We start from the raw sequence: 26,767 nt of genomic DNA on the forward strand, positions 1-26,767 counted from the left end.
GCGACGATCTTGCCGGTCTGGCCGACCTGATAGTCGTTCGGCACGAAACCCGCATCGACGGCTGCGCGCGATGCGCCTAGCGCTGCGTTCAGCTTGTCGGCCAGCGGCTCCAGAACCCTCGTGTAGTTCTCGCCGTTGCCCAGACCGCGGCCGCCCGAGACGATGATCTTCGCCGAGGTCAGTTCCGGACGGTCGAGCTTCGTGACTTCACGGCTCACGAACTGCGAGAGGCCGGTGTCGGCCGCGGCTTCGATCTTCTCGACTGTGGCGCTGCCGCCGACTGCCGCGACCGGGTCGAAACCGGTCGTGCGGACCGTGATGACCTTGATCGGGTCAGTCGATTGCACCGTAGCGATCGCATTGCCCGCGTAGATCGGACGCTCGAACGTGTCGGCACTGTCCACTGCCGTGATGTCGCTGATCTGCGCGACGTCGAGCTTCGCGGCGATACGCGGCGCGATGTTCTTGCCGTAAGCAGTCGCCGGCGCGAGGATGTGCGTGTAGTCCTTCGCGATGTTCAGCACCGTCGCTTCGACGTTTTCGGCCAGCCCCGCTTCGAGTTGCGGCGCGTCGGCCAGCAACACCTTCGACACACCTGCAATCTTCGCTGTTGCGTCGGCCGCAGCTTGTGCGTTGTGACCCGCCACCAGCACGTGAATGTCACCGCCGATCTTCTGCGCGGCGGCAATCGTGTTCAGCGTCGCGGCCTTGATCGACGCGTTATCGTGTTCTGCAATTACCAGGTTCGTCATTTCGTCCGTCTCCGTGTCGACTGGAGTTAGCGCTTTAGCGCTTACTCCGGTCCCATGCAACGTAGTTGCCGTTTTACTTAGAGCACCTTGGCTTCGGTCTTCAGCTTCTCGATCAGTGTCTTCACATCCGGCACCTTCACACCGGCGGAGCGCCTCGGCGGCTCAACGACTTTCAGCGTCTTCAGGCGCGGCGTGACATCAACACTGAGGTCTTCCGGCTTGACGACTTCCAGCGGCTTCTTCTTCGCCTTCATGATGTTCGGCAGCGTCACGTAGCGCGGCTCGTTCAGGCGCAGATCGGTCGTGACTACGGCAGGCAACGTCAGCGACAGCGTTTCAGCGCCGCCGTCCACTTCGCGCGACACGGTAGCCTTACCGTCTGCTACGACAACCTTCGACGCAAACGTGGCTTGCGGCAGATTCGCCAGCGCAGCCAGCATCTGGCCGGTCTGGTTCGAATCGTCGTCGATCGCCTGCTTGCCGAGAATGACCAGACCAGGCTGTTCCTTGTCGACCAGCGCCTTCAGCAGCTTGGCGACGGCCAGCGGCTGCAGCGCTTCGTTCGACTCGATCAGGATCGCGCGGTCCGCACCAATCGCCAGCGCTGTGCGCAGCGTTTCCTGCGACTGTGTCACGCCGCAAGACACAGCGATCACTTCAGTCGCCACGCCCGCTTCCCTCAGACGCACCGCTTCCTCAACCGCAATCTCATCGAACGGATTCATCGACATCTTCACGTTCGCGATGTCGACGCCCGTGCCGTCAGACTTCACGCCGACCTTCACATTCGCGTCGACCACGCGCTTGACCGGGACCAATACCTTCACTCTGTCTCTCCTTTTCGATCCAACCTTCCGCGGCAAACTGCGCGGACCTTAAAACATAACCGTCACGTTCCGACGAGGACTCCTCTCGCCCATGCTAGACGACGCCCCGTTCACGCAGTCCCGCAATGCGGGTCTCGTCATAGCCGAGGCCACGCAGAACCGCCTCAGTGTGCTCGCCGAGCGCCGGCACAGCTGCCATCACGGGTTCATCCCGCGCCGTCAATCCTGGCGGGTAGAGGGCGGGCACACGGCCCGCCGGCGTATCGACCTCAGTCCAGCGCCCACGCGCGCGCAGCTGACCGTGATTCCAGACGGCCTGCATATCGTTTACCTGAGCGTTCGCGATACCGGCTTCCTCCAGACGCACGACGACTTCGTCCGCCCTCAACGTAGAAAAGACCTCATGGATGATCTCGCGAAGTTGATCCTGATTCGCGACGCGCTTGCTGTTCGCGTTGAAGCGGTCGTCGCCGGCAATCTCCGGCAGACGAATCACGACGTCGCAAAAGCTTTTCCATTCGCGCTCGTTTTGTAACCCAAGCATGACCGTCTTGCTGTCGCCGGCGACAAACGGACCGTACGGGAAGATCGTCGCATGCGATGCGCCAGTTCGACGCGGCGGCGGCTGGTCGTTGATCGCGTAGTAGAGCGGGTAACTCATCCATTCGACCATGCTTTCGAGCATCGACAAATCGATGTGGCGGCCGCGTCCGGTCTGCTGGCGTTCGATCAGCGCGGACAGGATGTTCGTGTACCCATACATGCCCGCGGCGATGTCGGCGATCGAGCAACCCGCCTTGGCGGGCTCGTCTTCGGAGCCAGTGATGCTCAGGAAGCCCGATTCGCTCTGGATCAGCAGGTCGTAAGCCTTCTTGTCGCGATACGGGCCGTCGAGGCCGTAGCCTGAGATGTCGCAAACGATCAGCCGCGGATAGCGTTCGTGCAGCGATGCGTAGTCGAACCCCATGCGTTGCATCGCACCGGGCGCGAGGTTCTGCACGAGCACGTCGGCCTGAGCGAGCAACTGGTGAACGATATCGACGGCGTCAGGCTGCTTGACGTCGAGCGTCAGGCTTTCTTTCGAGCGATTGGTCCAAACGAAGTGTGACGCGAGCCCCGACACGCGCTCGTCGTAGTTCCGCGCGAAGTCGCCCGTACCCGGCCGCTCGATCTTGATGACGCGCGCGCCGAGGTCAGCGAGCTGACGTGTACAGAACGGCGCCGCAATCGCATGCTCGAATGTGACGACGGTGATACCTGAAAGCGAACCCATGACGTTTCTCCGTCAGAACGAGCGGGGCAGGTCGAGGACGTGCTCCGCGACATACGACAGGATCAGATTCGTCGAGATCGGCGCGACCTGGTAGAGGCGCGTCTCGCGGAACTTGCGCTCGACGTCGTATTCGCACGCGAAGCCGAAGCCGCCATGGAACTGCAGGCAGGCGTTGGCCGCTTCCCACGACGCATCGGCCGCGAGCAGCTTCGCCATGTTCGCCTGCGTACCGCACGGCTCGTGCGCGTCGAAGCGTCGGGCGGCCTCGAAACGCATCAGATTCGCTGCCTCGACGTTGACGTATGCGCGCGCGATCGGGAACTGCACGCCCTGATTCTGGCCGATCGGCCGGCCGAACACGACGCGATCCTTCACGTACTGCGACACCTTGTCGATGAACCAATAGCCGTCGCCGATGCATTCCGCGGCGATCAGCGTGCGTTCCGCATTGAGCCCGTCGAGGATGTACTTGAAGCCTTTGCCTTCTTCGCCGATGAGGTTTTCCGCGGGAATCTCGAGGTTGTCGAAAAACAGCTCGTTCGTCTCGTGGTTCACCATGTTCGGGATCGGCTGGACCGTCAGGCCCTTACCGGTCGCCTCGTGCAGATCCACGAGGAAGATCGACATCCCTTCGCTCTTTTTCTTGACGTCGGACAGTGGCGTCGTGCGCGCGAGCACAATCATCATGTCCGAGTGCTGGACGCGCGAGATCCACACCTTCTGGCCGTTGATGACGTAGCGGTCGCCCTTACGCACGGCCGTCGTCTTGATCTTGGTGGTGTCGGTGCCCGTGGTAGGTTCCGTGACGGCCATCGATTGCAGGCGCAGTTCGCCAGACGCGATGCGCGGCAGATAGCGCTGTTTCTGCTCGTCCGAGCCGTGGCGCAGCAGCGTGCCCATGTTGTACATCTGGCCGTGGCACGCGCCGGAGTTGCCGCCGGAGCGGTTGATTTCTTCCATGATGATCGACGCTTCCGTAAGGCCGAGGCCCGAGCCGCCGTATTCCTGCGGAATCAACGCAGCGAGCCAGCCGGCCTTCGTCAGCGCGTCGACGAAGGCTTCGGGGTAGCCGCGCTCCTCGTCAATCTTGCGGAAGTACTCGCCCGGAAACTGGCTGCACAGATCGCGGACGGCTTCGCGAAGGTCTTGATATTGATCGGGTGCGTGAATCATCGTGGGTACCTTGGGAAATTTTGATAAATCAGGCGAGCGTCGCGCGGGCGGACATCGTCAGCCAGCCATCGTGGTCCTGCGCCCACAGCTCGACCGACTTGCCGTCCGCCGAGGGGCGACCGCACAGCGTGAACGCGTGGCCGAGAAACGTGGGTCGGACCGCCTTGAACGCATAGTCGAGAACGGTCGCGCCGGGCAGCGAGCGGACCAATAGATCGAGCAGCAGCGTTGCGATGAGCGGGCCGTGGACGACGAGGTCGGGATAGCCTTCGGCGTTTCGCGCGTAGTCCCGGTCGTAGTGAATGCGATGGCCGTTGAAGGTCAGCGCCGAGTAGCGGAACAGCAGGGCCTCCGAGGGCAGGATCTCGCGTTGCCAGTGCGCGCCGCTGGGCGCGGGCTGCGGGCGTGGCGGCGGCGCGCCAGGTTCGGCGGCTTCGCGGTAGACGATGTCCTGCTCTTCGCGAATGACGGCGTGGCCAGCGGCCGCGATCGCATGTTCGACCGTGACGAACGCGAGGCGGCCACTGCGTCCCGCCTTGTTCTCGATCGACAATACGCGCGATGTACGTGTCGCGGCGTCGCCGATTCGTAGCGGGTTATGAAAGAAAAGACGACCGCCGGCGGCCATCCTGCGCGGCAAACCGAGGTCGGGAAGGAAACCGCCGGTGCGCGGGTGACCGTCCGCTCCCAGATCGGATTGCTGCGCGACGGACCAGAAATAGAGCCAATGCCAGATGGGCGGAAGTGCGTCGCCAAGCTTGAGGCCGGTGTTGCGATCGAGCGCCGCGGCCAGTGCCGTGGCGGGAGCCGGGGAAATCAGATCGTGAATGACCTGAGTGGCGCCGTCGATGAGGCTCGCGTGGGTTGCGTTCATTGCTGTCTCCACGGCTAAATGCCAGCCGCCTGGAATAGGAATGAGCCCACTGTATGTGAATAGCGGTCGCAACGGAAATACCTATTGGGCGTGCCCGTCATAGGAGTATCCTATGGCATCCCATTCGACCACCTGCATCATGGACATTCGCCAACTCCGCTATTTCGTCAGCATCGTCGAATATGGAAGCCTCGGGAAAGCTGCAGAGAAGCTCTACGTCGCGCAGCCTTCGCTGAGCCAGCAGGTCGCGAAGATCGAGGCGGATCTCGGCGTCACGTTGCTTGTGCGCAGCTCGCAAGGAATGAAACCGACACCGGCGGGGCAAGCGCTTTATCGGCACGCGAGGCTGATGCTGCGGCAGATGGATCAATTGCGGCAGGAGATCAAGGCGGACGTAGGCGGGGAGTCCGGCACGGTCGCCGTCGGCTTTCCCACCACGATGACCCCACTGCTCGCGGTGCCCGTATTCGAGCGAGTGAGAGCGCGTTATCCGGGCATCCGCCTGCAATTCTTCGAGAGCATGAGCGGGTACATCAACGAGCTGCTGGCGAATGGGCGACTCGATCTGGCGATTCTGTTTCGCGAATCCAATACGGCCGGCATCACCGCGATGCCGTTGTTCGACGAAGAGCTGTATCTGCTCGGAGAACCGGGCGGCGATGTTGCGCCGCGAGCGCGGACCTGCCGCCTTGCGTCTCTTGCCGGCGCCTCGCTGGTCGCGCCGAGTGTGACGAATGGGCTGCGCCTCCTGCTCGAACGGACCTTCTCGCGCGAGGCGATACCGCTGAATATCGTCGCCGACATTGATTCGTTGCCCACCCTGTTGTCCATTGCTCATTCGGGCGCGGCATGCACCATCCTGCCCGCCTCCGCACTTGCATCACGCGAGGTCGCCAACCGGCCGAAAATGCGCCGGATCGTGGACCCGGAAATCCGCCGACCCGCCAGCCTGTGCTGGTCGAACACCGCGCCGGTCATATCGGCCACGCTGGCCGTCCGTCAGATCATCGTCGAACTGATTGCAGAACTCGCCGAAAGCGGGGCCTGGACGGGCATTACACTGCGCCCGCCTGGCGACGCTCACTGATACCGCGAAGCGCCCGCATGCGGCAAAGCGCGCTTCGAAGATCGAGTGCGGCGCTGTAGCCGCGCGCGTTGATTGAGCTCGCCCCGTCTCGTTCAGCGTCGAATGCCTGGATTAATCCACTCGACGACGAGATCAACGCACTCAGCGCGGGCAACGGAGAGGCCTGGCAGATGCTGAAGACAGACTTCAAGCTGTCGGCGTAAGTCCAATGTCCGATCCTTTACAGTAAAGGATCAAATCCCGCCGACGCACATGTACTTGATCACGACGTAATCATCGATACCGTAATGCGAGCCTTCGCGGCCAAGACCGGATTGCTTGACGCCGCCGAACGGCGCGACTTCGTTGGAAATCAGCCCGGTGTTGATGCCCACCATGCCGTATTCGAGCGCTTCCGCGACACGCCAGACGCGGCCGATATCGCGGCTATAGAAGTACGACGCGAGGCCGAATTCCGTATCGTTGGCGAGGCGGATCACTTCTTCATCCGACGAGAAGCGGAACAGCGGCGCGAGCGGCCCGAAGGTTTCGTCGCGTGCGACCTTCATGGCCGGCGTGACATCCGCGAGCACGGTCGGCTCGAAGAAGCCGTGACCGAGCGCATGGCGCTTGCCGCCGGTGACGATGCGTGCGCCTTTGGCGAGGGCGTCTTCGATATGCGATTCAACCTTGAGCACGGCGGCTTCGTTGATCAGCGGACCTTGCGTGACGCCGTCTTCGGTGCCACGGCCGACCTTGAGTTGTTCGACGGCGACGCGTAGTTTTTCGGCGAATGCGTCGTAGACTTTATCGTGCACGTAGAAGCGATTCGTGCAAACGCAGGTCTGGCCGCTATTGCGATATTTCGACGCGATGGCGCCCGCGACGGCCGCATCCAGATCCGCGTCTTCGAAGACGATGAACGGCGCGTTGCCGCCGAGTTCGAGCGACACTTTCTTGACCGTCGGCGCGCACTGCGCCATCAGCAGACGGCCGACCGGCGTCGAGCCGGTGAAGGACAGTTTGCGCACGATCGGATTGCCGGTCATTTCCGAGCCGATGGCTTTCGGCTCGCCGGTGACGACGTTGAACACGCCGCGCGGCACACCGGCGCGTTCGGCCAGTACGGCAAGGGCGAGTGCCGACAACGGTGTGGCTTCGGCCGGTTTGACGATGATCGGGCAGCCGGCGGCAAGCGCCGGGCCGACTTTACGCGTGATCATGGCCGCCGGGAAATTCCACGGCGTGATGGCTGCGCAGACACCGATCGGTTCTTTCGTCACGACGATGCGTTTGTCGCTTGCCGGTGTGGGGATGGTGTCGCCGTTGACGCGTTTGCCTTCTTCTGCGAACCATTCCAGGAACGAGGCGGCGTACAGGATTTCGCCTTTGGCTTCGGCGAGGGGCTTGCCTTGTTCGGTGGTCAGGATCTTTGCCAGATCGTCGGCGTTTTCCAGCATCAGGTCATGCCATTTGCGCAGGATCGTGGCGCGTTGTTTGGCGGTGGTGGCTCGCCATGCTGGCCATGCGGCGTTGGCTGTGTCGATTGCCCGACGGGTTTCGGTTGTGCCCATGCGGGGCACGGTGGCGATTGTTTCGCCTGTGGCAGGGTTTTTTACGTCGAACGTTGCGCCGTCTTCGGCGGATTGCCATTCGCCTGCGATGTAGGCTTTTGTTTTTAGAAGGGTGGGGTCTTTTAGGACTAGCGTCGGCATTTTGGGTTTGCTCCTGAGTCTTTAAATGTAAGGGTTTTGCCTTCGCGGCGCTTTTTGTTTGTGCGCTTATGGCGTTGGGCTTTTCTTGGTTTGTTTGCCTTCGCGGCGCTTACTGTCTGTGTGCCTGCGGTGTTGGGCTTTCCTTGTTTTGCTATTGGTCTATTAGCGTTCCCCCTGTGCGGGGGGAACCTACTTTTCTTTGCCGGCTGCAAAGAAAAGTAGGCAAAAGAAAGCAGCTCAAACCGCTCATGCTAAGCGGGAACCGTAGCTCAGAACAGTCAGTGGCTCCGTGGAATCCGTGTTCTCTCACATTCGGCGTGAGTGACAAGGGCGTCATACTTCCGGCGGCGCTGCGCGCGCCGAACAGCACTTCATAAAACCGCCTGCTACTTTTCGCGCCTGCCTTCCGCTCGGCGCCGTGGCGCCCCGTCCCGCCAACGCACTACGGGGCCCCAATGCTCATTCGCCTGGCTCGTACCGCTACGCGCTTGTGTATCTCAGCCCAAGTAATCGCGCGCCTCGCCGAGGCGAAGCCGATGGCCCTCGCAGAACTCAACCGAAGCTCTGGTTTCCCGTGCAGACCCGTCCGCGACGCACGCAGTGCGGAGTGGGAGCTGATGACACCCTAGTCACTCCGGGTGGAAGTTGCGGGGGCCCGGATTCCACGGAGCCACTACCACTTCCGAGCAACGGTGCCCACTTAGCATTAGCGGTGTGAGCCGCTTTCTTTGCTTACTTTCTTTGCGGCGGCAAAGAAAGTAAGTGCCTGCCCCGCACAGGGGCGAACGCTAATAGACCACTAACAAATCAAGGAAAGGCCAACACCGCAGGCAAACAGACAGAAAGCGCCGAGCAGGCAACCAAATCAAGGAAAGGCCAACGCCGCAGGCAAACAGACAAAAAGCGCCACGCAGGCAACCAATTCAAGGAAAGGCCCACGCCGCAGGCAAACAGACCAACAAGCGCCGCGCAGGCCAAAAAAACCATCAAACAGCTACAGCAACACTTTCCTTAAGCACAGCCTCAAGAATCCCCATCGCCTCATCAAAGACGGAGTCTTGAATAGTGAGCGGGAACAGGAACCGAACCACATTCGAATAAACACCACAAACCAGCAACAACAACCCACGCTCAAGCGCCCGCGCCTGCACCCGCTTGGTGAAGTCAGCATCCGGCTCAGTCCCACCTGCCTTGCAGAACTCAACAGCAACCATCCCACCCGGCCCACGCACATCAGCGATCTGCGGAACTTCGCTCTGAAGCGCGATCAGCTTTGCCTTAACACGATCACCCAAAACCGTAGCCCGCTCGCAGAGCTCCTCTTCATCGATAATATCCAGCACAGCATGAGCGGACGCAACCGCCAGCGGGTTACCCGCATAAGTGCCACCCAGACCGCCAGGCGCAGCCGCATCCATCACGTCAGCACGCCCGACCACACCCGACAACGGCATGCCGCCCGCCAGGCTCTTGGCAATCGTCATCAGATCAGGCACCACGTCATAGTGATGCATCGCAAACAGCTTGCCGGTACGCGCAAAACCCGTCTGCACTTCATCGGCAATCAGCAAGATGCCATGCTCATTGCACAGCTTGCGCAAGGCGCGCACGAACTCGGCCGGCGCCGGATAGAAACCGCCTTCGCCCTGAACCGGTTCGAAAATAATCGCCGCGACACGCTTCGGATCGATGTCGGCCTTGAACAGAAATTCGATCGCCTTCAGCGAATCAGCCGTCGTCACGCCGTGCAGCGGATTCGGGAACGGAGCATGGAACACGTCCGCGGGGAACGGACCAAAGCCGATCTTGTACGGCGCAACCTTGCCGGTCAGCGCCATGCCCATCATCGTGCGGCCGTGAAAACCGCCGGTGAATGCGATCACGCCCGGACGGCCGGTCGCGGCACGCGCAATCTTGATGGCGTTTTCAACGGCTTCGGCGCCAGTCGTGAAAAAGGCAGTCTTCTTCGGGTGGTCGCCCGGCGCACGTGCGTTGATCTTCTCAGCCAGCTCGACATACGACGCGTACGGCACGATCTGATACGCGGTGTGCGTGAAATGATCCAGCTGGTCGCGGATCGCCGCCAGAATCTTCGGGTGGCGGTGGCCGGTGTTGCACACCGCAATGCCCGCGGCGAAATCGATGAAACGGCGGCCTTCGACGTCCCACAGCTCGGCGTTTTCCGCGCGCTCAGCGTAGAAATCGCACATCACCCCGACGCCGCGCGGCGTGGCGGCGTCTTTGCGGCTCTTCAGTTCTGCATTCTTCATGGTTATCTCCTTCGCTCCTCGGTTTTGCGGGGTGCCGCGCGCTCAGCGCAGCACATGCAGAGACTATAATGAGATTTGGCTCTTAACTTCAGAGCCATTTCAATAAAAATGTAGGAGCCAATCATGCGCGCGAGCGTTTTGTCCGACTGGCTGGCCCAGCGCCTCGACCGTGGCAACGGCCAGCCGATCTATCGTCAGCTGCATCGGCTGTTGCAGCAGGCGATCCTGTCGCGCGAATTACCGGCGGGCAGCAAGGTACCGTCGTCGCGTCTGCTGGCGCAGGAACTGGGCATCGGGCGCAATACCGTCACGCAGGTGTACGAGCAGTTGGTGCTCGAAGGCTATGTAAGCTCGGCGACCGGCCGCGGCACGTTCGTCTCCGATAGCGCGCCCGACGAGCTCGTCGGCGTGCCCGACGCCGAGGCGCCGGCCGCGCCGTTCGAGTCATCGCCGGCGCCACTGCCATTGCAGGGCAACCGCGCGTTGTCGGCGCGCGGCGCGCGGCTCATCGCGGGGGCGGGCGTGTCGAAGCGGCAATGGGGCGCGTTTATGCCCGGGGTGCCGGATGTCACGAAGTTTCCGGCGCGCGTGTGGAGCCGCCTGCACAACAAGTATTGGCGCCGGCTGCGCCCGGACCTGCTGACCTACGCGCCGGGCGGCGGGCTGGCCTCATTGCGGCACGCGTTGGCTGACTATCTGCGCACGTCGCGCTCGGTGCGTTGTACACCCGAGCAGATCATCATTACGACCGGGATTCACCAGTCGGTCGACCTGGCTGTGCGCCTGCTGTCCGATGCGGGCGACGTGATCTGGACCGAAGACCCTTGTTACTGGGGCGTGCGCAGCGTGCTGCACGTGTCCGGCCTGCAGTCGCGGCCGATTGCCGTCGACGAAGAAGGCATCAATCCCTCTGCCGACGATCTCGCGCAGCCGCCGAAGCTGATGCTCGTCACGCCGTCGCATCAATATCCGCTTGGCATGGTGATGAGCCTCGCGCGGCGCCGTATGCTGCTCGAGTACGCGCGGCAGAACCAATGCTGGATCATCGAGGACGACTATGACAGCGAATACCGCTACGGCAGCCGGCCGCTGGCATCGCTGCAAGGTCTGGATACGTCAGGGCAGGTGATTTACGTGGGCAGCTTCGGCAAGACGTTGTTTCCTGGCTTGCGCATCGGCTATCTGGTCGTGCCCGAAACGCTGGCGGAGAGCTTTGCGACCGCGAGCGCGGAGTTATATCGGGAAGGGCAGTTGTTGCAACAGGCGATGCTCGCGGAGTTCATCGAGGAAGGGCATTTCACGTCGCATATCCGCAAGATGCGCACGCTTTACGGGCAGCGTCGTCAGACCCTGCTGGATGCCGCCGCGCACCGTTATGGCGATGCGCTGCCGGCCGTGGGCGGCGATGCGGGTTTGCATCTGGTGATGCAATTGCCTGAAGGCAGCGATGACCGCGCGGTGGCTGTTGCTGCGCTGGAGCGCAATATCGTCGTGCGGCCTTTGTCGGGGTATTACGCGCAACCGTCGCTGGCGCCGTCGGGTTTGCTGATCGGCTATGCGTGTGTTCCGGACGAGGAGATCGCACCGGCGTTCAATACGTTGGCTGATGCGATCGACGCGACGCTCGTGCAGTTTGCGTGAGCGCAGGCGAGGGCGCTTTACGGCCTCAAAGGGGCCTCAAAGCACCTTCGGAACGGAGCAACGACGCGGCAACAACGTGGCATTAACATAGCGCCACTGTGCTTCAAATCCGAATCAACACCGCCCCCAGCGCAACCAGTGCGCACGCCACGATACGCCGCGTTGTCAGCTTCTCCTGCATGAACAGCCAGCCGATCAACACCGCGAAGATCGAACTCAGCTCACGCAGCGCGGAGACCATCGCGATCGGCAGATAGCGGTAGGCCTCGATGATCAGGCAATAGGCGGTGAGTGCCAGCGCGCCGGACGCGATGCCCTTGAGCACCACCGTGCGACCAATGAAAAGACCTTTGGCGCCGCCGCGCCAATGCCAGGCGAGCAGAAACTGCGGGATATTCCAGATCAGATAAACCCACATGATGTAGCTCAGGCCGTTGCCCGCCACGCGGGCGCCGATTCCGTCGACCACCGAATACGTCGCGATGAAAAAGCCCGTGAGCAACGCGAATGGCACGCTTTCGCCGGAGAAACGCATGCCGCGGCGGAACGCCAGCGAGACGATGCCAAGCGACACCAGCGCCACGCCGATCGCCGCCAGCGGTTTGAGCGTTTCGTGCGCGAACACCAGCGCGCCGACGAATACGAGCATCGGCGAAAGACCACGCGCAATCGGGTAGATTTGCCCAAAGTCGCCGCTCTTGTAAGCGCGGATCAGGGCCAGCAGGTAGCCGAATTCGAGCACTACCGACGCGAAGATGTAAGGCCAGGCCGCCGGTTCAGGCAAAGGCAGCACGATCACGCCGACCGCGCTGACGGCGATATACGGAATCGCCATCATGCCGAGCAGCCAGACGCGGTCTTCGGATAGATGCAGAAACGCGTTCCAGGTGGCGTGAAGCAGCGCGGAGAGCAGCACCAGCGAGACGACAAAGGTGTCCATCGAAGACCAGGGAGAAGAGAAAGAAGGCCGAGGGCCGGCCGCAAGCACGTGATTATTCCAGCAGAACGCCGGAATGGAGGGGTGGACGACTAAAGTGAAGGGGCTTTGTGTGGCGAAATCCGGAAATTTGTGGCAACGATAGACCGCTGCTCAACCTCGGTGCAGCGCTTGCACGCTGGCACGCAGCATCGAAGCGAACTAATTGAGGGTTGGCGAAGTGCGTCTCGCCAACCCCTTGGTATTCAGGAACCGTGAAACGGTCACGTCACGCGTTCGCGCAGCCACGCAGACGCCAGATCGATCACCGTCACGACGACGATCACCATGATCATTACCGCGGCCGTCTGCGCGTAGTCGAACGAGCGGATCGCCTCGTACAGCACCACGCCGATCCCGCCCGCGCCGACCATGCCGACCACCATCGCCGAGCGCACGTTCGATTCGAAGCGATATAACGCGTACGAGATCCACAACGGCAGCACTTGCGGCAGCACGCCGTAAATGATTTCGTCGAGACTGGTCGCGCCGGTGGCGCGCACGCCTTCGGCCGGACGCGGATCGATTGCTTCGACCGCTTCGGCGAAGAGCTTGGCGAGGATGCCAGTGGTGTGCACCCACAGCGCCAGCACGCCGGCGAACGGACCGAGGCCCACCGCGACGATGAACAGCATCGCGAAGACCATTTCATTGATCGCGCGGCATGCGTCCATCATGCGGCGCATGGGCTGCACGATCCACATCGGCGCCATGTTATGTGCGGACATCAGTCCGCATGGCACTGCGCATACAAGTGAGAGAACGGTGCCCCACACCGCCACCGATAGCGTCACGAGCATTTCGTGCAAATAGCTGTGCCATTCGGTGAAGTCCGGCGGGAAGAAGTCCCTGGCGAACTGGCCCATGTTGCCGGAGTCGGAGAGCAGGTCGAGCGGACGCATATCGGCGCCGTGCCATGCGCCACCCAGCACGGCAAGCAAGGCAATCCAGCCGATGAGCGACAGCCAGCTGCGCTTGCGCGCGGCGGGGGCGGCAAGGTGCGCCGTCTGTGCGGCGAGCGCTTTGCTCGCTCGCGCGGGCGACGTGATCAGATCAACCGTGTTCATTGCTTGGCTACGGCGGTGTTGAGCGCGCTCAGCTTGGCGTCGAGTGCGGCCACTTGGGTCTTGCGGTCGTCATCGGAAAGATGGGTGTCGCTCTCGATCTTCTGCTTCTGCTGGAACAACGCGACCTGGCGGATCGGCAGCAACTGCGCATCCGACGATGCGGCGAAACCGGCGTAGCCCGTAATCGCAGCCATCACCGCTTTTTCATGCGGATCGGTCTTTCCATAATTCAGGAAGAAGTTGCGGATCTTGTCCTTGGTGGCTTGCGGCAGATCCTTGCGCCACACGAGCGGGTCCGACGGAATCAGCGGCGAGGTCCACAGAACGCGTACTTGCGCGAATTTGTCCGGGTGCTGCTGTTTCAGCGTGTCGAGCATCTCGGTGTTGTTAGTCGCGACGTCGATCTTGTTGTTCACCACGGCCAGCAGATTCGCTTCGTGACTCGACGGCAGCACCGCCTTAAACGACGTGTTCACCGGCGTGTTGTGCATGGCGAACAGGTAATAGCCGGGGATCAGCGTGCCCGAGGTGGAGTTCGGATCGCCGAAACCGAGCGTGACGTCGTTCGTGTTTTTGAACACGTCGTCGAGCGTCTTGAAGCGGCTGTTGACGTTGGTGATGAGCACCGACTTATACCCGGCGTCGCCGTTCGCATACTGGACCTTCGCGAACACTTCGCCTTGCGCGCGATCCACCGCCTCGATCGCCGACGCATTGCCGAAATAGCCGACCTGTACCTTGTTAAAGCGCATTCCTTCGATGATGCCGGCGTAGTCGGTCGCGAAGAACGCTTTGATGTTCAGGCCGGTTTGCTTGTTCATGTCCGCAATCAGCGGTTCCCAGCGCTGTTTCAGCACGGAGGAGGAATCGGTCGAGATAATGCCGAGGTTGATGTCCTCGGCTTGTGCGGTGGCGACGCAGGCGAATGCGGCTGCGCCGACGGTCAGCGTGATCAATGAACGCAGAAATTTCATCGCTTTGAGATCCGGTTGAGTGAACAGAATGGGTGGGCGCACTCAGCTCGAGTGCGCCGGATTGAGGGCGAACGCATAACGCGTCGAGGTGGAGGCGGCATCTTGCGCAGCTGCGCTGGTCTCGCCCCCGTTAGCGTTGTTGTCCGCATGACTGGCCGTGCTATCGGCACTGGCCTCGTCGAGCAGTTCGCGGGCGTCGTCGCCATAGAGCTTCTTGAGCAGGGCAGGCCTCAGCGCGGTAGAGGGGCCGTCGTAGACCACCTTGCCGCGACGCAGCGCAACGGTGCGCGGGCAATACTGCATGGCGATGTCGACCTGATGCAGCGACACCAGCACCGTCAATTGATGCTCGACGTTGAGCGTGCGCAGCATCTCCATGACGCGGCGCGACGATTCCGGGTCGAGCGAGGCGATCGGTTCGTCGGCGAGCACGATACGCGCGCGTTGCACCAGCGCTCGCGCCAATGCCGCGCGTTGCTGCTGACCGCCGGAGAGGTTGGCGGCGCGTTCGCGAGCATGGTCGCCGATGCCGACTTCATTGAGCGCGGCCATCGACAACGCTCGCTCCGCGTCCGGAAAGCGGCCGGTGAGGCGGCGCCACAAAGGCAGCCGCGCAAGCGCGCCGATCAGCACGTTGCTCTCCACGGAAAGGCGGTTCACCAGATTGAATTGCTGGAATACGAAGCCGATGTCGCGGCGAATGCTGCGCACTTCTCGTACGATGCGGCCGTTCTGCTGGATCGGCCGGCCGAGTATCGCGATCTGCGACGGCTGCGCATCCGAGGCCGTGAAGCCCGCGATATGCCGCAGCAGCGTCGACTTGCCCGAGCCCGAGGCGCCGATCAATGCAACCATTTCACCCGGCTCGACGCGCAGATCGATTTCGTCCAGCGCCTTGCGACCGTTGCTGAACGTCTTGCTCAAGCGTTCGATACGAATTGCTTCCCGAATTGCGTCCATAAGTACCCCTTGAAGCATCCGGCCATTGCCGGCATGTGTGGGGCTTATTCTAGGAAGCGTCTGTGACGGTTGAGTGAAGGCATCGCAACGTCTAGACGACTATATCTTCACGTGTCGTTTTTGCGTCGCCAAAAAGGCAGTAAGAAGTCATTCATTCGAATAAAAAATGACACCCGTATGACACGATTTGCATCGGATGAGGCCGGCCGCGCATGATCGCCCGCAGCCAGGCTATATTGCGTCATTCGGTGTGCCGTCCCCAATAACCTTGCAGTTCCTTTCGACGTCGTCATGCAGCCTTTGAGCTTTCTGCCCGACAGTTTTGCGGAGTACGAAGATCTCAAGACGATCCTCGACCAGGGCAGCGCCAGCTTCGAAATCTGCACCGTCTGCGAGACGACGGTGCGGGGCCGCAAATTCGCCGTGCACACCGCGAGTATTGGTTCGACCGACCCGCTCGCACCGGCGATAGGTTTTTTTGGCGGTATTCACGGACTCGAGCGGATTGGCTCGCAACTCGTGCTCGACTACATGCGCGCGCTGCTCGCCCGGCTGGAATGGGACGAACTGCTGGTGCGGCAATTGCAATCGATTCGTCTGATCTTTATGCCGATCGTCAATCCGGGCGGCATGTGGGCCGCCACGCGCGCCAATCCCAACGGTGTCGATCTGATGCGCAACGCGCCGCAGAATGCCGACGAACGCGTGCCGCTGCTCGCCGGCGGCCAGCGGGTGGGCGCATGGCTGCCCTGGTATCGCGGCCGGCAAGGCGAACCTATGGAGCCGGAGGCGGCGGCGCTCCTGCGGGTGGTCGAAACCGAAATGGCCACGCGGCCCCTGAGCATTGCGCTCGACTGCCACTCGGGTTACGGCTGGCGGGACAGCATCTGGTTTCCTTACGCGCGCACGCGCAAGCTGATGCCGCATCTGCCGGAAATGTACGTGCTGAAAACCATGTTCGAGCGCGCGCATCCGCATCATGGTTACGCGTTCGAACCGCAGAGCCATCAGTATCTGTTGCACGGCGATCTGTGGGACTTCGCGTACGACCGCACACCGCCGCCGAACGTCTTTCTGCCGATGACGCTCGAACTCGGCTCGTGGCTGTGGATCAAGAAGAATCCGCGCCAACTGTTTTCGCGTCAGGGCATGTTCAATCCGGTGAAGGCGCATCGCACCGCACGTGTGCTGCGGCGTCATGCGAATCTGCTCGATTTCCTCGCGCGCGCGGCATTCTCGTCGCAACGCTGGCTGCCGCAAGGTAACCGTCGCGAGCAATTGCTGCAAAGCGCGATCGACCATTGGACCAAACCGGAAGCGTCATGAGCACGTGGATTCTGTTGCGTGGACTGACGCGCGAAACACGCCACTGGGGGCGTTTGCCCGGCTTGCTGCGTGAAGCGGTCGGCACGGATCGCCTGCTGTTGCTCGATCTGCCCGGCAATGGCGAGTTCGCGCATTTGCGCGCGCCATCAACGGTCGCGGATATGGTCGGCTTCGTGCGGATTGCTGCGCTGCAATCCGGAGCAACCGGCCCCTATCGTGTGCTGGCGATGTCGCTCGGCGGCATGGTGGCGACCGACTGGGCGCAACGTCATCCCGGCGAGATCGAGCGGCTCGTGCTGATCAATACCAGCATGCGGCCGTTCAGCCGCATGCACGAGCGCTTGCGTCCATCCGCATGGCCGGGCCTTCTGGGCGTCGCAGCACACTGGCGCGCCGCGCCGCGCGCGGAAAGCGGCATTCATCGGCTGACGTGCAATAACGTCGAAACGCTGGGCGCGGATCTCAATGCATGGAGCGAAATCCGCTGGAGTGCGCCGGTGAGCCGGGGCAATGCGTTACGGCAGCTTTGGGCCGCCGCGCGTTTTAGTGCGGCTGCAACGAAACCGCGTTGCCCGTTGCTGATTCTTTCTTCACGCGCCGATAAGCTGGTCAACCCGGTGTGTTCGGCGAAGCTCGCGGCGGCGTGGGGCGCAACGCATGCAGAGCATGAATGGGCCGGTCACGACTTGCCGCACGACGACCCGGTGTGGACCAGCGAACAGGTTCGCGCATGGCTGATGCAGAAGCCCGGGAAGCCGAAGGCCGCGCTTTAAACAGTGGCAGCACGCACACCGGCAGCGGGTAATACCTAAGTGAGCTTACGCATCGCTTTCCGGGTAGCAGGCGCATAATCCCCGTTCAGACGATGCATGCGAATCAAGCGATAGTCGCTATTGCCGCCCGCCGGGGGAGTTGATCATGCAAGCAAAGAATGAAGAAGCCGTCACTCACTTGCTCAACGATGTCGTCGAATTTGCGCGTGGGCGCTTGCCGGAGCCGACCTTCAAGGTCGTCGAGCCTTTCCTGCGGCACTACTACGATTTCGTCGACGCCGACGATCTGCAGAGCCGCTCGATCGCCGATCTTTACGGCGCGGCGCTCGCGCACTGGCAAACCGCGCAGCGCTTCGTGCCAGGCAGCGAACGGCTGCGCGTCTACAACCCGATACTCGAACAGCACGGCTGGCATTCCGATCACACGGTGATCGAGATCGTCAACGACGACATGCCGTTTCTGGTCGATTCGGTATCGATGGCGGTCAACCGCCTCGGCCTCGCGCTGCATTCAGTCGTACATCCGGTGTTTCGCATCTGGCGCGGGCCGGATGGCAGCATCGTGCGAGTGGGTCAGGGCGCCGAAGATGCCACCGATACACGCTCGCAGCTCGCCTCGTTCATTCACTTCGAAGTCGACCGTTGCGGCGACACAGCGAAGCTCGACGCATTGCGTGACGAGATCGCCAAGGTGCTGCGCGATGTGCGCGCCGCGGTGGAAGACTGGCCGAAGATCGTCGAACTCGCGCGCGTCACCGTCAAGGGCATGAAGGCCGGCGAGGCGGGGCCGGAAGGTGTCGAGGCTCGCGCGTTCCTCGAATGGATGGTGGCCGATCATTTCACGTTTCTCGGCCAGCGCGACTATGAACTGGTGCAACACGATATCGGCTTTGGCCTGCGCGCGGTACCCGGCTCTGGCCTCGGCATTCTGCGTGACGCGCTGCGTCCCCCGGGCGCAGCCGAAGTCACGCCGTTGCCACCGGCCGCTGCTGACATCATCTCCGGCTCGGCGCCGATCTTCCTGACCAAAGCCAATTCACGGGCGACCGTGCATCGGCCGGGCTATCTGGACTACGTCGGCATCAAGCTGGCCGGTGCGGACGGCAAGGTGACGGGCGAGCGGCGCTTCATTGGCCTTTATACTTCCACCGCTTATTTTGTGTCGGCCTCGGAAATACCGATCGTGCGGCGCAAATGCGCGAACATCGTGCGGCGGGCCGGTTTCCTGCCGAAGGGCCACCTGGCCAAATCGCTGGTGACGGTGCTCGAAACCTATCCGCGCGACGAACTCTTTCAGGCCGACGAGAACCAGCTCTACGATATCGCGCTGGGTGTGCTGCGTTTGCAGGAGCATCAGCGCACGCGTCTGTTCGTGCGGCGCGACCGGTTCGACCGCTTCGTGTCGTGCCTCGTGTTCGTCCCGCGCGACAAGTACAACACCGATCTGCGGCAGCGCATTGCCAACCTGCTGGCCGATGCATTCAACGGGGAAAGTGTCGAGTTCACACCGCTGCTCTCGGAGTCGACACTCGCGCGTATTCACTTCGTCGTGCATGCGAAGCCCGGCGGCATGCCCAACGTCGATACGCGCGAACTCGAAGCGCGACTTGTGCACGTCGCGCGCCGCTGGCAGGACGATCTCGCCGACGCATTGCTCGACGCATTCGGCGAAGAGCAGGGCAACCGTCTCCTGCAACACTACGCGGATTCGTTTCCCCCCGGCTATCGCGACGACTATCCGGCCCGTACCGCCGTGCGTGATATCGAGTTGATCGAGCGCGTGCAGGGCAGCGAGCGGCTCGCAATGAACCTGTACCGCCCAATCGAAGCAGGGCCGCGCGCGTTTCGTTTCAAGGTGTATCGAGCGGGCTTGCCCATTGCGTTGTCGCGCAGCTTGCCGATGCTCGAACATCTCGGCGTGCGTGTCGACGAAGAGCGGCCTTATCTGATCGAAGCGCTCGACGCCACGCCTGCGTGGATTCACGACTTCGGCCTCGAACTCGCGGACGATGCGGAGTTCGATATCGAACGCGTGAAGGATCTGTTCGAAGATGCCTTTGAACAGGTGTGGACTGGCGGAATCGAAAGCGACGATTTCAACCGCCTCGTGTTGCGCGCGCAATTGAGCGCGCGCGAGGTGACGATTCTGCGTGCATATGCCAAGTATCTGAGGCAAGTGGGTTCGACGTTCAGCGACGCCTATATCGAACGCGCGGTCACCGGCAATCCGGCGATCGCCCGTATGCTCGTGGAGTTGTTCATTGCGCGCTTCGATCCGGTACTCGGCGATACGCGCGAGGCCCGCGTCGACGGCTTGTTGAAGACGATCGACAGCGCGCTCGATCAGGTGCCGAATCTCGACGAGGACCGGATACTCCGGCAATTCCTCGGCGTCATCAAGGCCACGCAGCGCACGAACTACTATCGCTTCGACGCCGACGGTCATCCGAAACCGTATCTGTCGTTCAAATTCAATCCCGCGCAGGTCCCCGGTTTGCCTGAACCGAAGCCGATGTTCGAAATCTGGGTGTACTCGCCGCGTGTGGAAGGCGTGCATTTGCGCGGCGGCCGTGTCGCGCGCGGCGGGCTGCGCTGGTCGGATCGGCGTGAGGACTTCCGCACGGAAGTGCTCGGGTTGATGAAGGCGCAGATGGTGAAGAATGTGGTGATCGTGCCGGTCGGCTCCAAAGGCGGTTTCGTCGTGAAGAATCCGCCGCTGCAGACCGAGCGCGATGCGTGGATGCGTGAGGGCATCGCCTGCTATCAGACGTTCCTGCGCGGCCTGCTCGATTTGACCGACAACCTCACGGGTACGACGGTGGTGCCGCCGCCCGATGTGGTGCGGCATGACCCCGACGATCCCTATCTGGTGGTCGCCGCCGACAAGGGCACCGCCACCTTCTCCGACTACGCGAACGCGATCTCCCAGGAATACGGCTTCTGGCTCGACGACGCCTTTGCGTCGGGCGGTTCGGTCGGCTATGACCATAAGAAAATGGCGATCACGGCGCGCGGCGCATGGGAGTCGGTCAAGCGGCACTTCCGGGAAATGGGCGTCGATACGCAGACGACTGATTTCACCGTGGTTGGCGTCGGCGATATGTCGGGCGACGTGTTCGGCAATGGCATGCTGTTGTCGCCGCATATCAAGCTGGTGGCCGCGTTCGATCACCGGCATATCTTCCTCGATCCAAATCCCGATCCGGCGGTAAGCCTTGCCGAACGCGGGCGCCTGTTCGTCCTGGATCGGTCGAGTTGGGCCGACTACGATCCTTCGCTGATCTCCGCGGGCGGCGGCGTGTTTCCGCGTACTGCCAAGACGATTCCGTTGTCTCCGGCGGTGCAGTCGGTGCTTGGTATCAGCGCGCCGGCGCTCGCACCCGCTGAATTGATGCGCGCGATTCTGCAGGCGCCTGTCGATCTGCTCTATAACGGCGGCATCGGCACCTACGTGAAAGCGACCCGTGAAACGCAACTACAAGTCGGCGACCGAGCCAATGATGCGATTCGCGTCAACGGCGCCGATCTGCACTGCAAGGTCGTCGCGGAAGGCGGCAATCTCGGTCTCACGCAGCTCGGACGTATTGAATTCGCGCAGCGCGGCGGCCGGATCAATACCGATGCGATCGACAACTCCGCCGGTGTCGACTGTTCGGACCACGAAGTCAACATCAAGATTCTGCTGGGTCTGGTCGTCTCCGACGGCGAAATGACCGAGAAACAGCGCAATGCACTGCTCGCGGAAATGACCGATGAAGTCGGCTTGCTCGTGTTGCAGGACAATTATTACCAGACCCAGGCGCTCTCGATTGCGGGGCGCTACGGCGTCGAATTGCTCGATGCCGAAGCGCGCCTGATGCGTTACCTCGAACGCGCGGGCCGCCTGAACCGTGTGATCGAGTTCTTGCCGACCGATGAAGAAGTCGCCGAACGCCAGGCCGCGAAACAAGGGCTGACCACGCCCGAGCGCGCAGTGCTGCTTGCCTATAGCAAGATGTGGCTGTACGACGCCCTGCTCGACTCGTCGATGCCGGAAGACCCGCTCGTCAGCGACTTGCTGATTGAATACTTTCCGAAGCCGTTGCGGCAGCGCTTTAGCGAGCCGATGCAGCGTCACCCGTTGCGGCGTGAAATCCTCGCAACGCATCTGACCAATGCGCTGGTGAATCGCGTGGGCTGCGAGTTCGTGCATCGGCTGATGGAAGAGACCGATGCGAAGCCTGGCGACATCGTGCGGGCCTGCATCATGGCGCGCGACGTGTTCGACCTCGACGACGTGTGGCGCAGTATCGACGCGCTGGATAACCGCGTCGCCGACGATGTGCAGGCGCGCATGTTCGTCGAAGTGGCGCGGCTGGTCGAACGCTCGGCGCTCTGGTTCCTGCGGCAGTTGCAATCGGGAGCGGGCAGCGACGGCGAAGTCGCCAGCTTGCTCGCACGTTGTCGCGACGCGGCGCAACGCCTCGCGCCGCAATGGCCCGCGCTGCTGCCGAGCGCCGATCTGGAAGCGCTGTCCGAACGGCAACGCGTGCTCGTGGACGCCGGTGTGGATAGCGAACTGGCGGTGCGAATCGCCAGCGGCGAGATCTCGGCGGCTTTGCTCGACATCGCCGAGGTGGCGTCGACCTGCGGGCGTAGTCTCGAACTCGTGGCGGGCGTCTACTTCGCGCTCGGTACGCTGCTGAACTACGGCTGGATCAGCGAGCGCGCGGCCGCACTGCCGGCGCCCACGCACTGGGACATGCTGGCGCGCGCCACGGCGCTGGCGGAGCTCGCACGCCTGAAACGCGCGCTGACTACGAGCGCGCTGGCCGGCGCCGACGAAGCGTCGACGCCGGAGGTATTGGTTCAGGCATGGCGCGAGAAACGCGTCGCGCAACTCGAGCGTTATACGCGCCTGCTTGCCGATCTGCGGGCCACTGGCGGCGCGAGCCTTTCGATGCTGCTGGTGATCGTGCGGGAGATGGCTGCGCTCGAAAGGGCATAGCGCGAGGGACCGCGAGCGAGGGTCGATGCGCTGCATACGTCACCGAACCCGGCGTAACACAGCGCCGGGGTTGGACGCATGCCGCCTGGCATGTCCATAATACGAACTATCGCCAACCGAAAGCGCTCTGCAAACTCACGGACCCCCTCCACGACGATGAAAGAAGAATCGCCGAAAGCCATTTTCTATGCGCTTGCCGCCAACCTCGGCATCGCCATCTGCAAGTTCGCTGCTGCCACCTTCACCGGTTCCGGCTCGATGTTCGCCGAAGCCATTCACTCGAGCGCCGACTGCGGTAACCAGTTGCTGCTGCTGTTCGGGTTGCGTGAAGCGCGCAAGCCCGCGAGCCCATTGCATCCCATGGGGAGTGGCCGCGAGATCAATTTCTATTCGCTGCTGGTGGCATTGCTGCTGTTCTTTGTCGGCGGCGCATTTTCGGTGTACGAGGGCGTGCATCGTTTGTTTGCGCGTGAGCCTTTGCAGTATGCGTATGTGGCACTCGTCGTACTCGGCGTTTCGGTGGTGCTCGAAGCCCTTTCGTTGTGGGGCGCGGTTAAGGAAATCCGCAAGACGCATCCCGACAAAAGCATGTGGCGCTGGTTTCGCGAAACGCGCGAGTCCGAATTGCTGGTGGTGGCCGGTGAGGACATCGCCGCGTTAGCGGGTCTTGCGATAGCCTTCGTCGCCGTGCTGCTGACAATGGTGACCGGCAATCCGGTCTACGACGCGTTGGGCTCCGTTGGTGTGGGTGTGTTGCTGATGGTGATTGCGTGGCTGGTGGCGCGCGAAGTGAAGTCGATGATCGTCGGCGAATCGGCAGGCCCGGAAGTGCGTCGGGCGATCGAGGCGCATCTGCGCGCCCGCTCGGAGATTCGCAGCATCATCAACATGATTACGCTGCAGTGGGGCCGTCACGTGGTGGTGGCGGTGCAGGCCGAAATGATCGACTACGCGAGCGGCCGCGCGATGGTCGATGCGATCAACGTGATCGAAGCGGACCTGCAGGCGGCGTTTCCGCAGGTGCGCTGGGTGTTTTTTGAACCGGACGTGCCGCGGGGTTGATGCATTGTCTCGCTTGCGGGTAGTCCGGTCCGTCGGCGGCCGGCGGATGCGGCTCTGGTCTGCGCTTGTGTGTCCGCTTAGGTCTTCACTTAGGTCTCCACGTATGTTGCCGCTCAGGCGCCTCCTTTTGCGTCCACTAGCAGTCACATTGACCGCTTATTGGAAACCGGTCACCGCATGCGGCACATACAGTTCCTCCAGTTGACGGATTTCGTCCGCGCTCAGGTTCAACGACAGTGCCGCGACCGCATCGTCCAGATGATGCAGCTTGGTCGCACCGACGATGGGCGCGGTGATCGGTTTCTTCTGCAACACCCACGCTAGCGCGACTTGCGCACGCGGCACGCCGCGTTCCTTGGCAATCTGGCTGACCCGTTCGACGATCCGGCGATCCGCGTCTTCGGTATGCGCGTACAGCGTGCGACCGAATTCGTCGGTCTCGGAGCGTGCGCTCTCGGTGTTCCAGTCGCGCGTCAGGCGTCCGCGCGCCAGCGGGCTCCACGGAATCACGCCGATGCCTTCGCTTTCGCATAGCGGCAGCATTTCGCGCTCTTCCTCGCGGTACAGCAGGTTCACGTAGTTCTGCATTGTCACGAAGCGCGTCCAGCCATTGCGTTCAGCCACATGCAACGCCTTGGTGAACTGCCACGCATACATCGACGACGCACCGATATAGCGTGCTTTACCTGCCTTCACGACATCGTGTAGCGCTTCCATGGTTTCTTCGATCGGCGTGCCGTAGTCCCAGCGATGGATCTGATACAGATCGACGTAATCCGTACCGAGGCGCCTCAGGCTGTTGTCGATTTCCGCCATGATCGCCTTGCGCGACAGGCCCGCGCCGTTCGGACCCGGATGCATGCGGCTATTCACCTTGGTGGCCAGCACGATCTCGTCGCGCTTCGCAAAGTCCTTCAGCGCGCGGCCGACGATTTCTTCGCTGGTGCCGTCCGAATAAACGTTGGCGGTATCGAAGAAATTGATGCCGTGGTCGAGCGCCTGCTTGATAAACGGGCGTGCCGCTTCATCGCCTAGCGACCAGGGGTGGGTGCCGCGAGCGGGCACGCCGTAGCTCATGCATCCTAGACAAAGACGCGATACATCAAGGCCGGTGCGGCCGAGTTTCACATAATCCATCGTGGTGCTCCTGTGTTGAAGCGCACAAACGCGGTGCGTGCTGGCGGGCCTCCATTATAGGAAGGGACGCGTTGACGTGCTGAGGGACCGACGTGTCAACCGAACGCGCGGGTCGGCAGGGGTTCAATCGGGGCGCATGAAATGCCGCAATCGTAGTGGAAAATAATTTCCTCGCATCTATACTTCTTTCGGCTTGAAAGCAGCCCTCTCCCAATCTGCATCACAAGCAAAAAAAGGAAGGATCACGATGCTGACTCGCACACTTGGCGCAATCTCTGTGATTACACTCGCGGCTTGCGCCACCTTGACATCCGGCCCTGCCAGCGCGGACGACAACGATGGCTTCTCGCAAGGCGACAGTGGCGCGCACGGGCGGCCGGTCAAGGTGATGATCATTTCGATGTTCGGGCCGGAGGGTCAGGTGTGGCTCGATCGGCTCGGGCCATGGCGCGAGATTACGGTCGACGGCCTATCGCCCGATTACCCGACGGTTCATTGCAATAAGCAGGATGTGTGCGTCATGACCACCGGCATGGGGCATAGCAACGCTGCCGCGTCGATCATGGCGTTGACCTTCTCGCCGCGCTTCGATTTGCGGCATACGTACTTTATGGTGGCAGGGATTGCGGGGATTGATCCGCAACAGGGCACGGTCGGGTCCGCCGCGTGGGCGAAGTACCTGGTCGACTTCGGGATTCAGTGGGAGATCGATGGGCGGGAGATACCGCCTGGCTGGAATACCGGGTACCTTGGGATCAATGCCAAGACTCCTGCGGATAAGCCGTCGCTCGACTATCGGACTGAGGTGTTTCAGTTGAATACCCAGCTAGCTGATACGGCGTTTGCTTTGTCGCGTAGTGTTGTGCTGTCTGATAACGCCCAGGCGCAGGCTGCGCGGGCCAAGTATTCGTATGCGCCTGCGAATCGGCCGCCTACTGTCATTCAATGTGACACGCTGGCGGGGGACACCTGGTGGTCAGGGACGCTGCTTGGGCAGCGGGCGCGGGATTGGACCAAGATTCTGACGGATGGCAATGGTGTCTATTGCACGACGCAGCAGGAGGATAACGCTACGTATGAGGCGCTTAAGCGCGCGGCCTCTGTGCATAAGGTCGATTTGAGTCGCGTTGCGGTGCTGCGGGCTGGGTCTGATTTTGATCGGCCATACGATGGGCAGACTAGTGCGGATAATCTGCTTAACTATGCTGCGCAAGGGGGCTTTACGATTGCGATTGAGAACCTGTACAGGTCGGGGAATCCGCTTGTGCAGGATATTGCTACTCGTTGGAGTGAGTGGCGGGAGGGGGTGCCGAAGAGGTAGGTTTTTTTGCCTTTGGCGGCGGCGTTGTTGGTGTTTTATGGGGGTGTCGGTTCTTGGGTTGTTTGCCTGCGGCGCTTGTTTGGCTGTATGCCTGTGGTGTTGGGATTTTCCTGGTTTTTTTGCCTTCGCGGCGCTTGTTCGTTTGTATGCCTGCGGTGTTGGCTTTTCCCTTGTTTTGTTTACCTTCGCGGTGCTTACTTGTCTGTGTGCCTGCGGTGTTGGGGTTTCCTTGTTTTGCTATTGGTTTATTAGCGTTCCCCCTGTGCGGGGGGCACCTACTTTTCTTTGCCGGCTGTGTATAGACCGGAGACATAGCTGACAGGTGTGCGGGGACATGGTTGACACTTCCGGGTATTAAAACGCCCGGTCCCGACCATGCCCTGGAACGCAAGAGACACCATGAGCCTCAGACAGGAATTTGTTCATCTGGCCAGTCAGGACACGCTGACGATGACCGAGTTGTGCCAGCGCTTTAACATCAGCCGGCAGACCGGCTACAAATGGCTCAGGCGCGGCGAGAACGCGCTGTCAGATCAATCCCGGCGCCCTGCCAGCAGTCCTTCGAAGACCCCCGCTGCCATGGAGCAGGAAGT

The 26,767-nt window shown here is 61.8% G+C and carries 20 protein-coding genes; 8 read left to right on the forward strand and 12 right to left on the reverse strand.

Translation table 11 applies throughout. The annotated features are described in order from the left end of the window. The 5 genes from HHL24_RS40525 to HHL24_RS40545 form a co-directional block, all read right to left on the reverse strand. Positions 1 to 752, reverse strand: a 752-nt coding sequence (locus HHL24_RS40525; RefSeq protein WP_169490896.1) for an electron transfer flavoprotein subunit alpha/FixB family protein, incomplete at its 3' end; no start/stop codon positions are given. A gap of 77 nt (positions 753 to 829) precedes the next feature. Beyond that, a complete protein-coding gene (locus HHL24_RS40530; RefSeq protein ID WP_169490897.1) occupies positions 830 to 1,579 on the reverse strand; it encodes an electron transfer flavoprotein subunit beta/FixA family protein in 750 nt (249 codons plus the stop codon). 94 nt (positions 1,580 to 1,673) lie between these two features. Next, the gene (locus HHL24_RS40535) at positions 1,674 to 2,852 is read right to left on the reverse strand and encodes a CaiB/BaiF CoA transferase family protein (RefSeq protein WP_169490898.1); all 1,179 of its coding nucleotides are present in this window, start codon (positions 2,850 to 2,852) and stop codon (positions 1,674 to 1,676) included. A 12-nt stretch (positions 2,853 to 2,864) separates the two neighbouring features. Continuing rightward, on the reverse strand, positions 2,865 to 4,025 hold the full coding sequence (locus HHL24_RS40540; protein ID WP_169490899.1) for an acyl-CoA dehydrogenase family protein: 1,161 nt from the start codon (positions 4,023 to 4,025) through the stop codon (positions 2,865 to 2,867). A gap of 28 nt (positions 4,026 to 4,053) precedes the next feature. Next, positions 4,054 to 4,899, reverse strand: coding sequence for an FAS1-like dehydratase domain-containing protein (locus HHL24_RS40545; RefSeq protein ID WP_169490900.1), 846 nt, complete (start codon positions 4,897 to 4,899; stop codon positions 4,054 to 4,056). 139 nt (positions 4,900 to 5,038) lie between these two features. Between HHL24_RS40545 and HHL24_RS40550 the strand changes: the two genes are divergently transcribed. Continuing rightward, complete coding sequence (locus HHL24_RS40550) at positions 5,039 to 5,986, forward strand: LysR substrate-binding domain-containing protein (protein ID WP_169490915.1); 948 nt, start codon at positions 5,039 to 5,041, stop codon at positions 5,984 to 5,986. A gap of 233 nt (positions 5,987 to 6,219) precedes the next feature. Here HHL24_RS40550 and gabD read toward each other — a convergent pair whose 3' ends face one another. Beyond that, on the reverse strand, positions 6,220 to 7,680 hold the full coding sequence (gene gabD, locus HHL24_RS40555) for an NADP-dependent succinate-semialdehyde dehydrogenase (RefSeq protein WP_169490901.1): 1,461 nt from the start codon (positions 7,678 to 7,680) through the stop codon (positions 6,220 to 6,222). 986 nt (positions 7,681 to 8,666) lie between these two features. Next, the gene (locus HHL24_RS40560) at positions 8,667 to 9,950 is read right to left on the reverse strand and encodes a 4-aminobutyrate--2-oxoglutarate transaminase (RefSeq protein WP_169490902.1); all 1,284 of its coding nucleotides are present in this window, start codon (positions 9,948 to 9,950) and stop codon (positions 8,667 to 8,669) included. Positions 9,951 to 10,073: 123 nt separating this feature from the next. Between HHL24_RS40560 and pdxR the strand changes: the two genes are divergently transcribed. Further along, on the forward strand, positions 10,074 to 11,591 hold the full coding sequence (pdxR, locus tag HHL24_RS40565) for a MocR-like pyridoxine biosynthesis transcription factor PdxR (protein ID WP_169490903.1): 1,518 nt from the start codon (positions 10,074 to 10,076) through the stop codon (positions 11,589 to 11,591). A gap of 103 nt (positions 11,592 to 11,694) precedes the next feature. On the opposite strand, the gene HHL24_RS40570 is transcribed toward pdxR, so the two are convergent. The 4 genes from HHL24_RS40570 to phnC form a co-directional block, all read right to left on the reverse strand. Next, positions 11,695 to 12,531: a DMT family transporter gene (locus HHL24_RS40570; protein ID WP_169490904.1), complete on the reverse strand. Its 837-nt coding sequence runs from the start codon at positions 12,529 to 12,531 to the stop codon at positions 11,695 to 11,697. Positions 12,532 to 12,791: 260 nt separating this feature from the next. After that, the gene (phnE, locus tag HHL24_RS40575; protein WP_169490905.1) at positions 12,792 to 13,634 is read right to left on the reverse strand and encodes a phosphonate ABC transporter, permease protein PhnE; all 843 of its coding nucleotides are present in this window, start codon (positions 13,632 to 13,634) and stop codon (positions 12,792 to 12,794) included. Beyond that, entirely contained in the window at positions 13,631 to 14,608 is a 978-nt protein-coding gene (phnD, locus tag HHL24_RS40580) for a phosphonate ABC transporter substrate-binding protein (RefSeq protein ID WP_169490906.1), read from the reverse strand. Before phnD ends, phnE begins: the two co-directional genes overlap by 4 nt. Before the next feature lie 42 nt (positions 14,609 to 14,650). Beyond that, complete coding sequence (gene phnC / locus HHL24_RS40585) at positions 14,651 to 15,568, reverse strand: phosphonate ABC transporter ATP-binding protein (protein ID WP_169490907.1); 918 nt, start codon at positions 15,566 to 15,568, stop codon at positions 14,651 to 14,653. Between the two features lie 291 nt (positions 15,569 to 15,859). Between phnC and HHL24_RS40590 the strand changes: the two genes are divergently transcribed. The 4 genes from HHL24_RS40590 (at position 15,860) to HHL24_RS40605 (ending at position 23,716) form a co-directional block, all read left to right on the forward strand. Further along, positions 15,860 to 16,894, forward strand: coding sequence for a M14 family zinc carboxypeptidase (locus tag HHL24_RS40590; protein ID WP_169490908.1), 1,035 nt, complete (start codon positions 15,860 to 15,862; stop codon positions 16,892 to 16,894). Continuing rightward, the gene (locus HHL24_RS40595) at positions 16,891 to 17,667 is read left to right on the forward strand and encodes an alpha/beta fold hydrolase (protein ID WP_169490909.1); all 777 of its coding nucleotides are present in this window, start codon (positions 16,891 to 16,893) and stop codon (positions 17,665 to 17,667) included. The genes HHL24_RS40590 and HHL24_RS40595 overlap by 4 nt, the downstream gene beginning before the upstream one ends. Positions 17,668 to 17,812: 145 nt before the next feature. Further along, the gene (locus HHL24_RS40600) at positions 17,813 to 22,654 is read left to right on the forward strand and encodes an NAD-glutamate dehydrogenase (RefSeq protein WP_169490910.1); all 4,842 of its coding nucleotides are present in this window, start codon (positions 17,813 to 17,815) and stop codon (positions 22,652 to 22,654) included. 156 nt (positions 22,655 to 22,810) lie between these two features. Beyond that, complete coding sequence (locus HHL24_RS40605; RefSeq protein WP_169490911.1) at positions 22,811 to 23,716, forward strand: cation diffusion facilitator family transporter; 906 nt, start codon at positions 22,811 to 22,813, stop codon at positions 23,714 to 23,716. 156 nt (positions 23,717 to 23,872) lie between these two features. Here HHL24_RS40605 and HHL24_RS40610 read toward each other — a convergent pair whose 3' ends face one another. Continuing rightward, entirely contained in the window at positions 23,873 to 24,853 is a 981-nt protein-coding gene (locus HHL24_RS40610) for an aldo/keto reductase (RefSeq protein ID WP_169490912.1), read from the reverse strand. A gap of 247 nt (positions 24,854 to 25,100) precedes the next feature. Between HHL24_RS40610 and HHL24_RS40615 the strand changes: the two genes are divergently transcribed. Together HHL24_RS40615 and HHL24_RS40620 are read left to right on the forward strand one after the other, a co-directional pair. Next, positions 25,101 to 26,174: a purine-nucleoside phosphorylase gene (locus HHL24_RS40615; RefSeq protein WP_169490913.1), complete on the forward strand. Its 1,074-nt coding sequence runs from the start codon at positions 25,101 to 25,103 to the stop codon at positions 26,172 to 26,174. Between the two features lie 399 nt (positions 26,175 to 26,573). Next, positions 26,574 to 26,767: helix-turn-helix domain-containing protein (locus HHL24_RS40620; RefSeq protein ID WP_169490914.1), on the forward strand; the 194-nt coding region annotated here is incomplete at its 3' end.

Origin of the sequence: Paraburkholderia polaris (assembly GCF_012927345.1) — a bacterium.
Classification (GTDB): Bacteria; Pseudomonadota; Gammaproteobacteria; order Burkholderiales; family Burkholderiaceae; genus Paraburkholderia; species Paraburkholderia polaris.

Excerpts from the sequence above, each read along its gene's own strand:
- HHL24_RS40595 (WP_169490909.1), top strand. The coding sequence starts at position 16,891 with ATGAGCACGTGGATTCTGTTGCGTGGACTGACGCGCGAAACACGCCAC.
- phnC (WP_169490907.1), bottom strand. The coding sequence starts at position 15,568 with ATGGACGCAATTCGGGAAGCAATTCGTATCGAACGCTTGAGCAAGACG.
- HHL24_RS40615 (WP_169490913.1), top strand. The coding sequence starts at position 25,101 with ATGCTGACTCGCACACTTGGCGCAATCTCTGTGATTACACTCGCGGCT.
- HHL24_RS40570 (WP_169490904.1), bottom strand. The coding sequence starts at position 12,531 with ATGGACACCTTTGTCGTCTCGCTGGTGCTGCTCTCCGCGCTGCTTCAC.
- HHL24_RS40600 (WP_169490910.1), top strand. The coding sequence starts at position 17,813 with ATGCAAGCAAAGAATGAAGAAGCCGTCACTCACTTGCTCAACGATGTC.
- HHL24_RS40540 (WP_169490899.1), bottom strand. The coding sequence starts at position 4,025 with ATGATTCACGCACCCGATCAATATCAAGACCTTCGCGAAGCCGTCCGC.
- HHL24_RS40535 (WP_169490898.1), bottom strand. The coding sequence starts at position 2,852 with ATGGGTTCGCTTTCAGGTATCACCGTCGTCACATTCGAGCATGCGATT.
- pdxR (WP_169490903.1), top strand. The coding sequence starts at position 10,074 with ATGCGCGCGAGCGTTTTGTCCGACTGGCTGGCCCAGCGCCTCGACCGT.
- HHL24_RS40545 (WP_169490900.1), bottom strand. The coding sequence starts at position 4,899 with ATGAACGCAACCCACGCGAGCCTCATCGACGGCGCCACTCAGGTCATT.
- HHL24_RS40605 (WP_169490911.1), top strand. The coding sequence starts at position 22,811 with ATGAAAGAAGAATCGCCGAAAGCCATTTTCTATGCGCTTGCCGCCAAC.
- phnE (WP_169490905.1), bottom strand. The coding sequence starts at position 13,634 with ATGAACACGGTTGATCTGATCACGTCGCCCGCGCGAGCGAGCAAAGCG.
- phnD (WP_169490906.1), bottom strand. The coding sequence starts at position 14,608 with ATGAAATTTCTGCGTTCATTGATCACGCTGACCGTCGGCGCAGCCGCA.
- HHL24_RS40590 (WP_169490908.1), top strand. The coding sequence starts at position 15,860 with ATGCAGCCTTTGAGCTTTCTGCCCGACAGTTTTGCGGAGTACGAAGAT.
- HHL24_RS40550 (WP_169490915.1), top strand. The coding sequence starts at position 5,039 with ATGGACATTCGCCAACTCCGCTATTTCGTCAGCATCGTCGAATATGGA.
- gabD (WP_169490901.1), bottom strand. The coding sequence starts at position 7,680 with ATGCCGACGCTAGTCCTAAAAGACCCCACCCTTCTAAAAACAAAAGCC.
- HHL24_RS40560 (WP_169490902.1), bottom strand. The coding sequence starts at position 9,950 with ATGAAGAATGCAGAACTGAAGAGCCGCAAAGACGCCGCCACGCCGCGC.
- HHL24_RS40610 (WP_169490912.1), bottom strand. The coding sequence starts at position 24,853 with ATGGATTATGTGAAACTCGGCCGCACCGGCCTTGATGTATCGCGTCTT.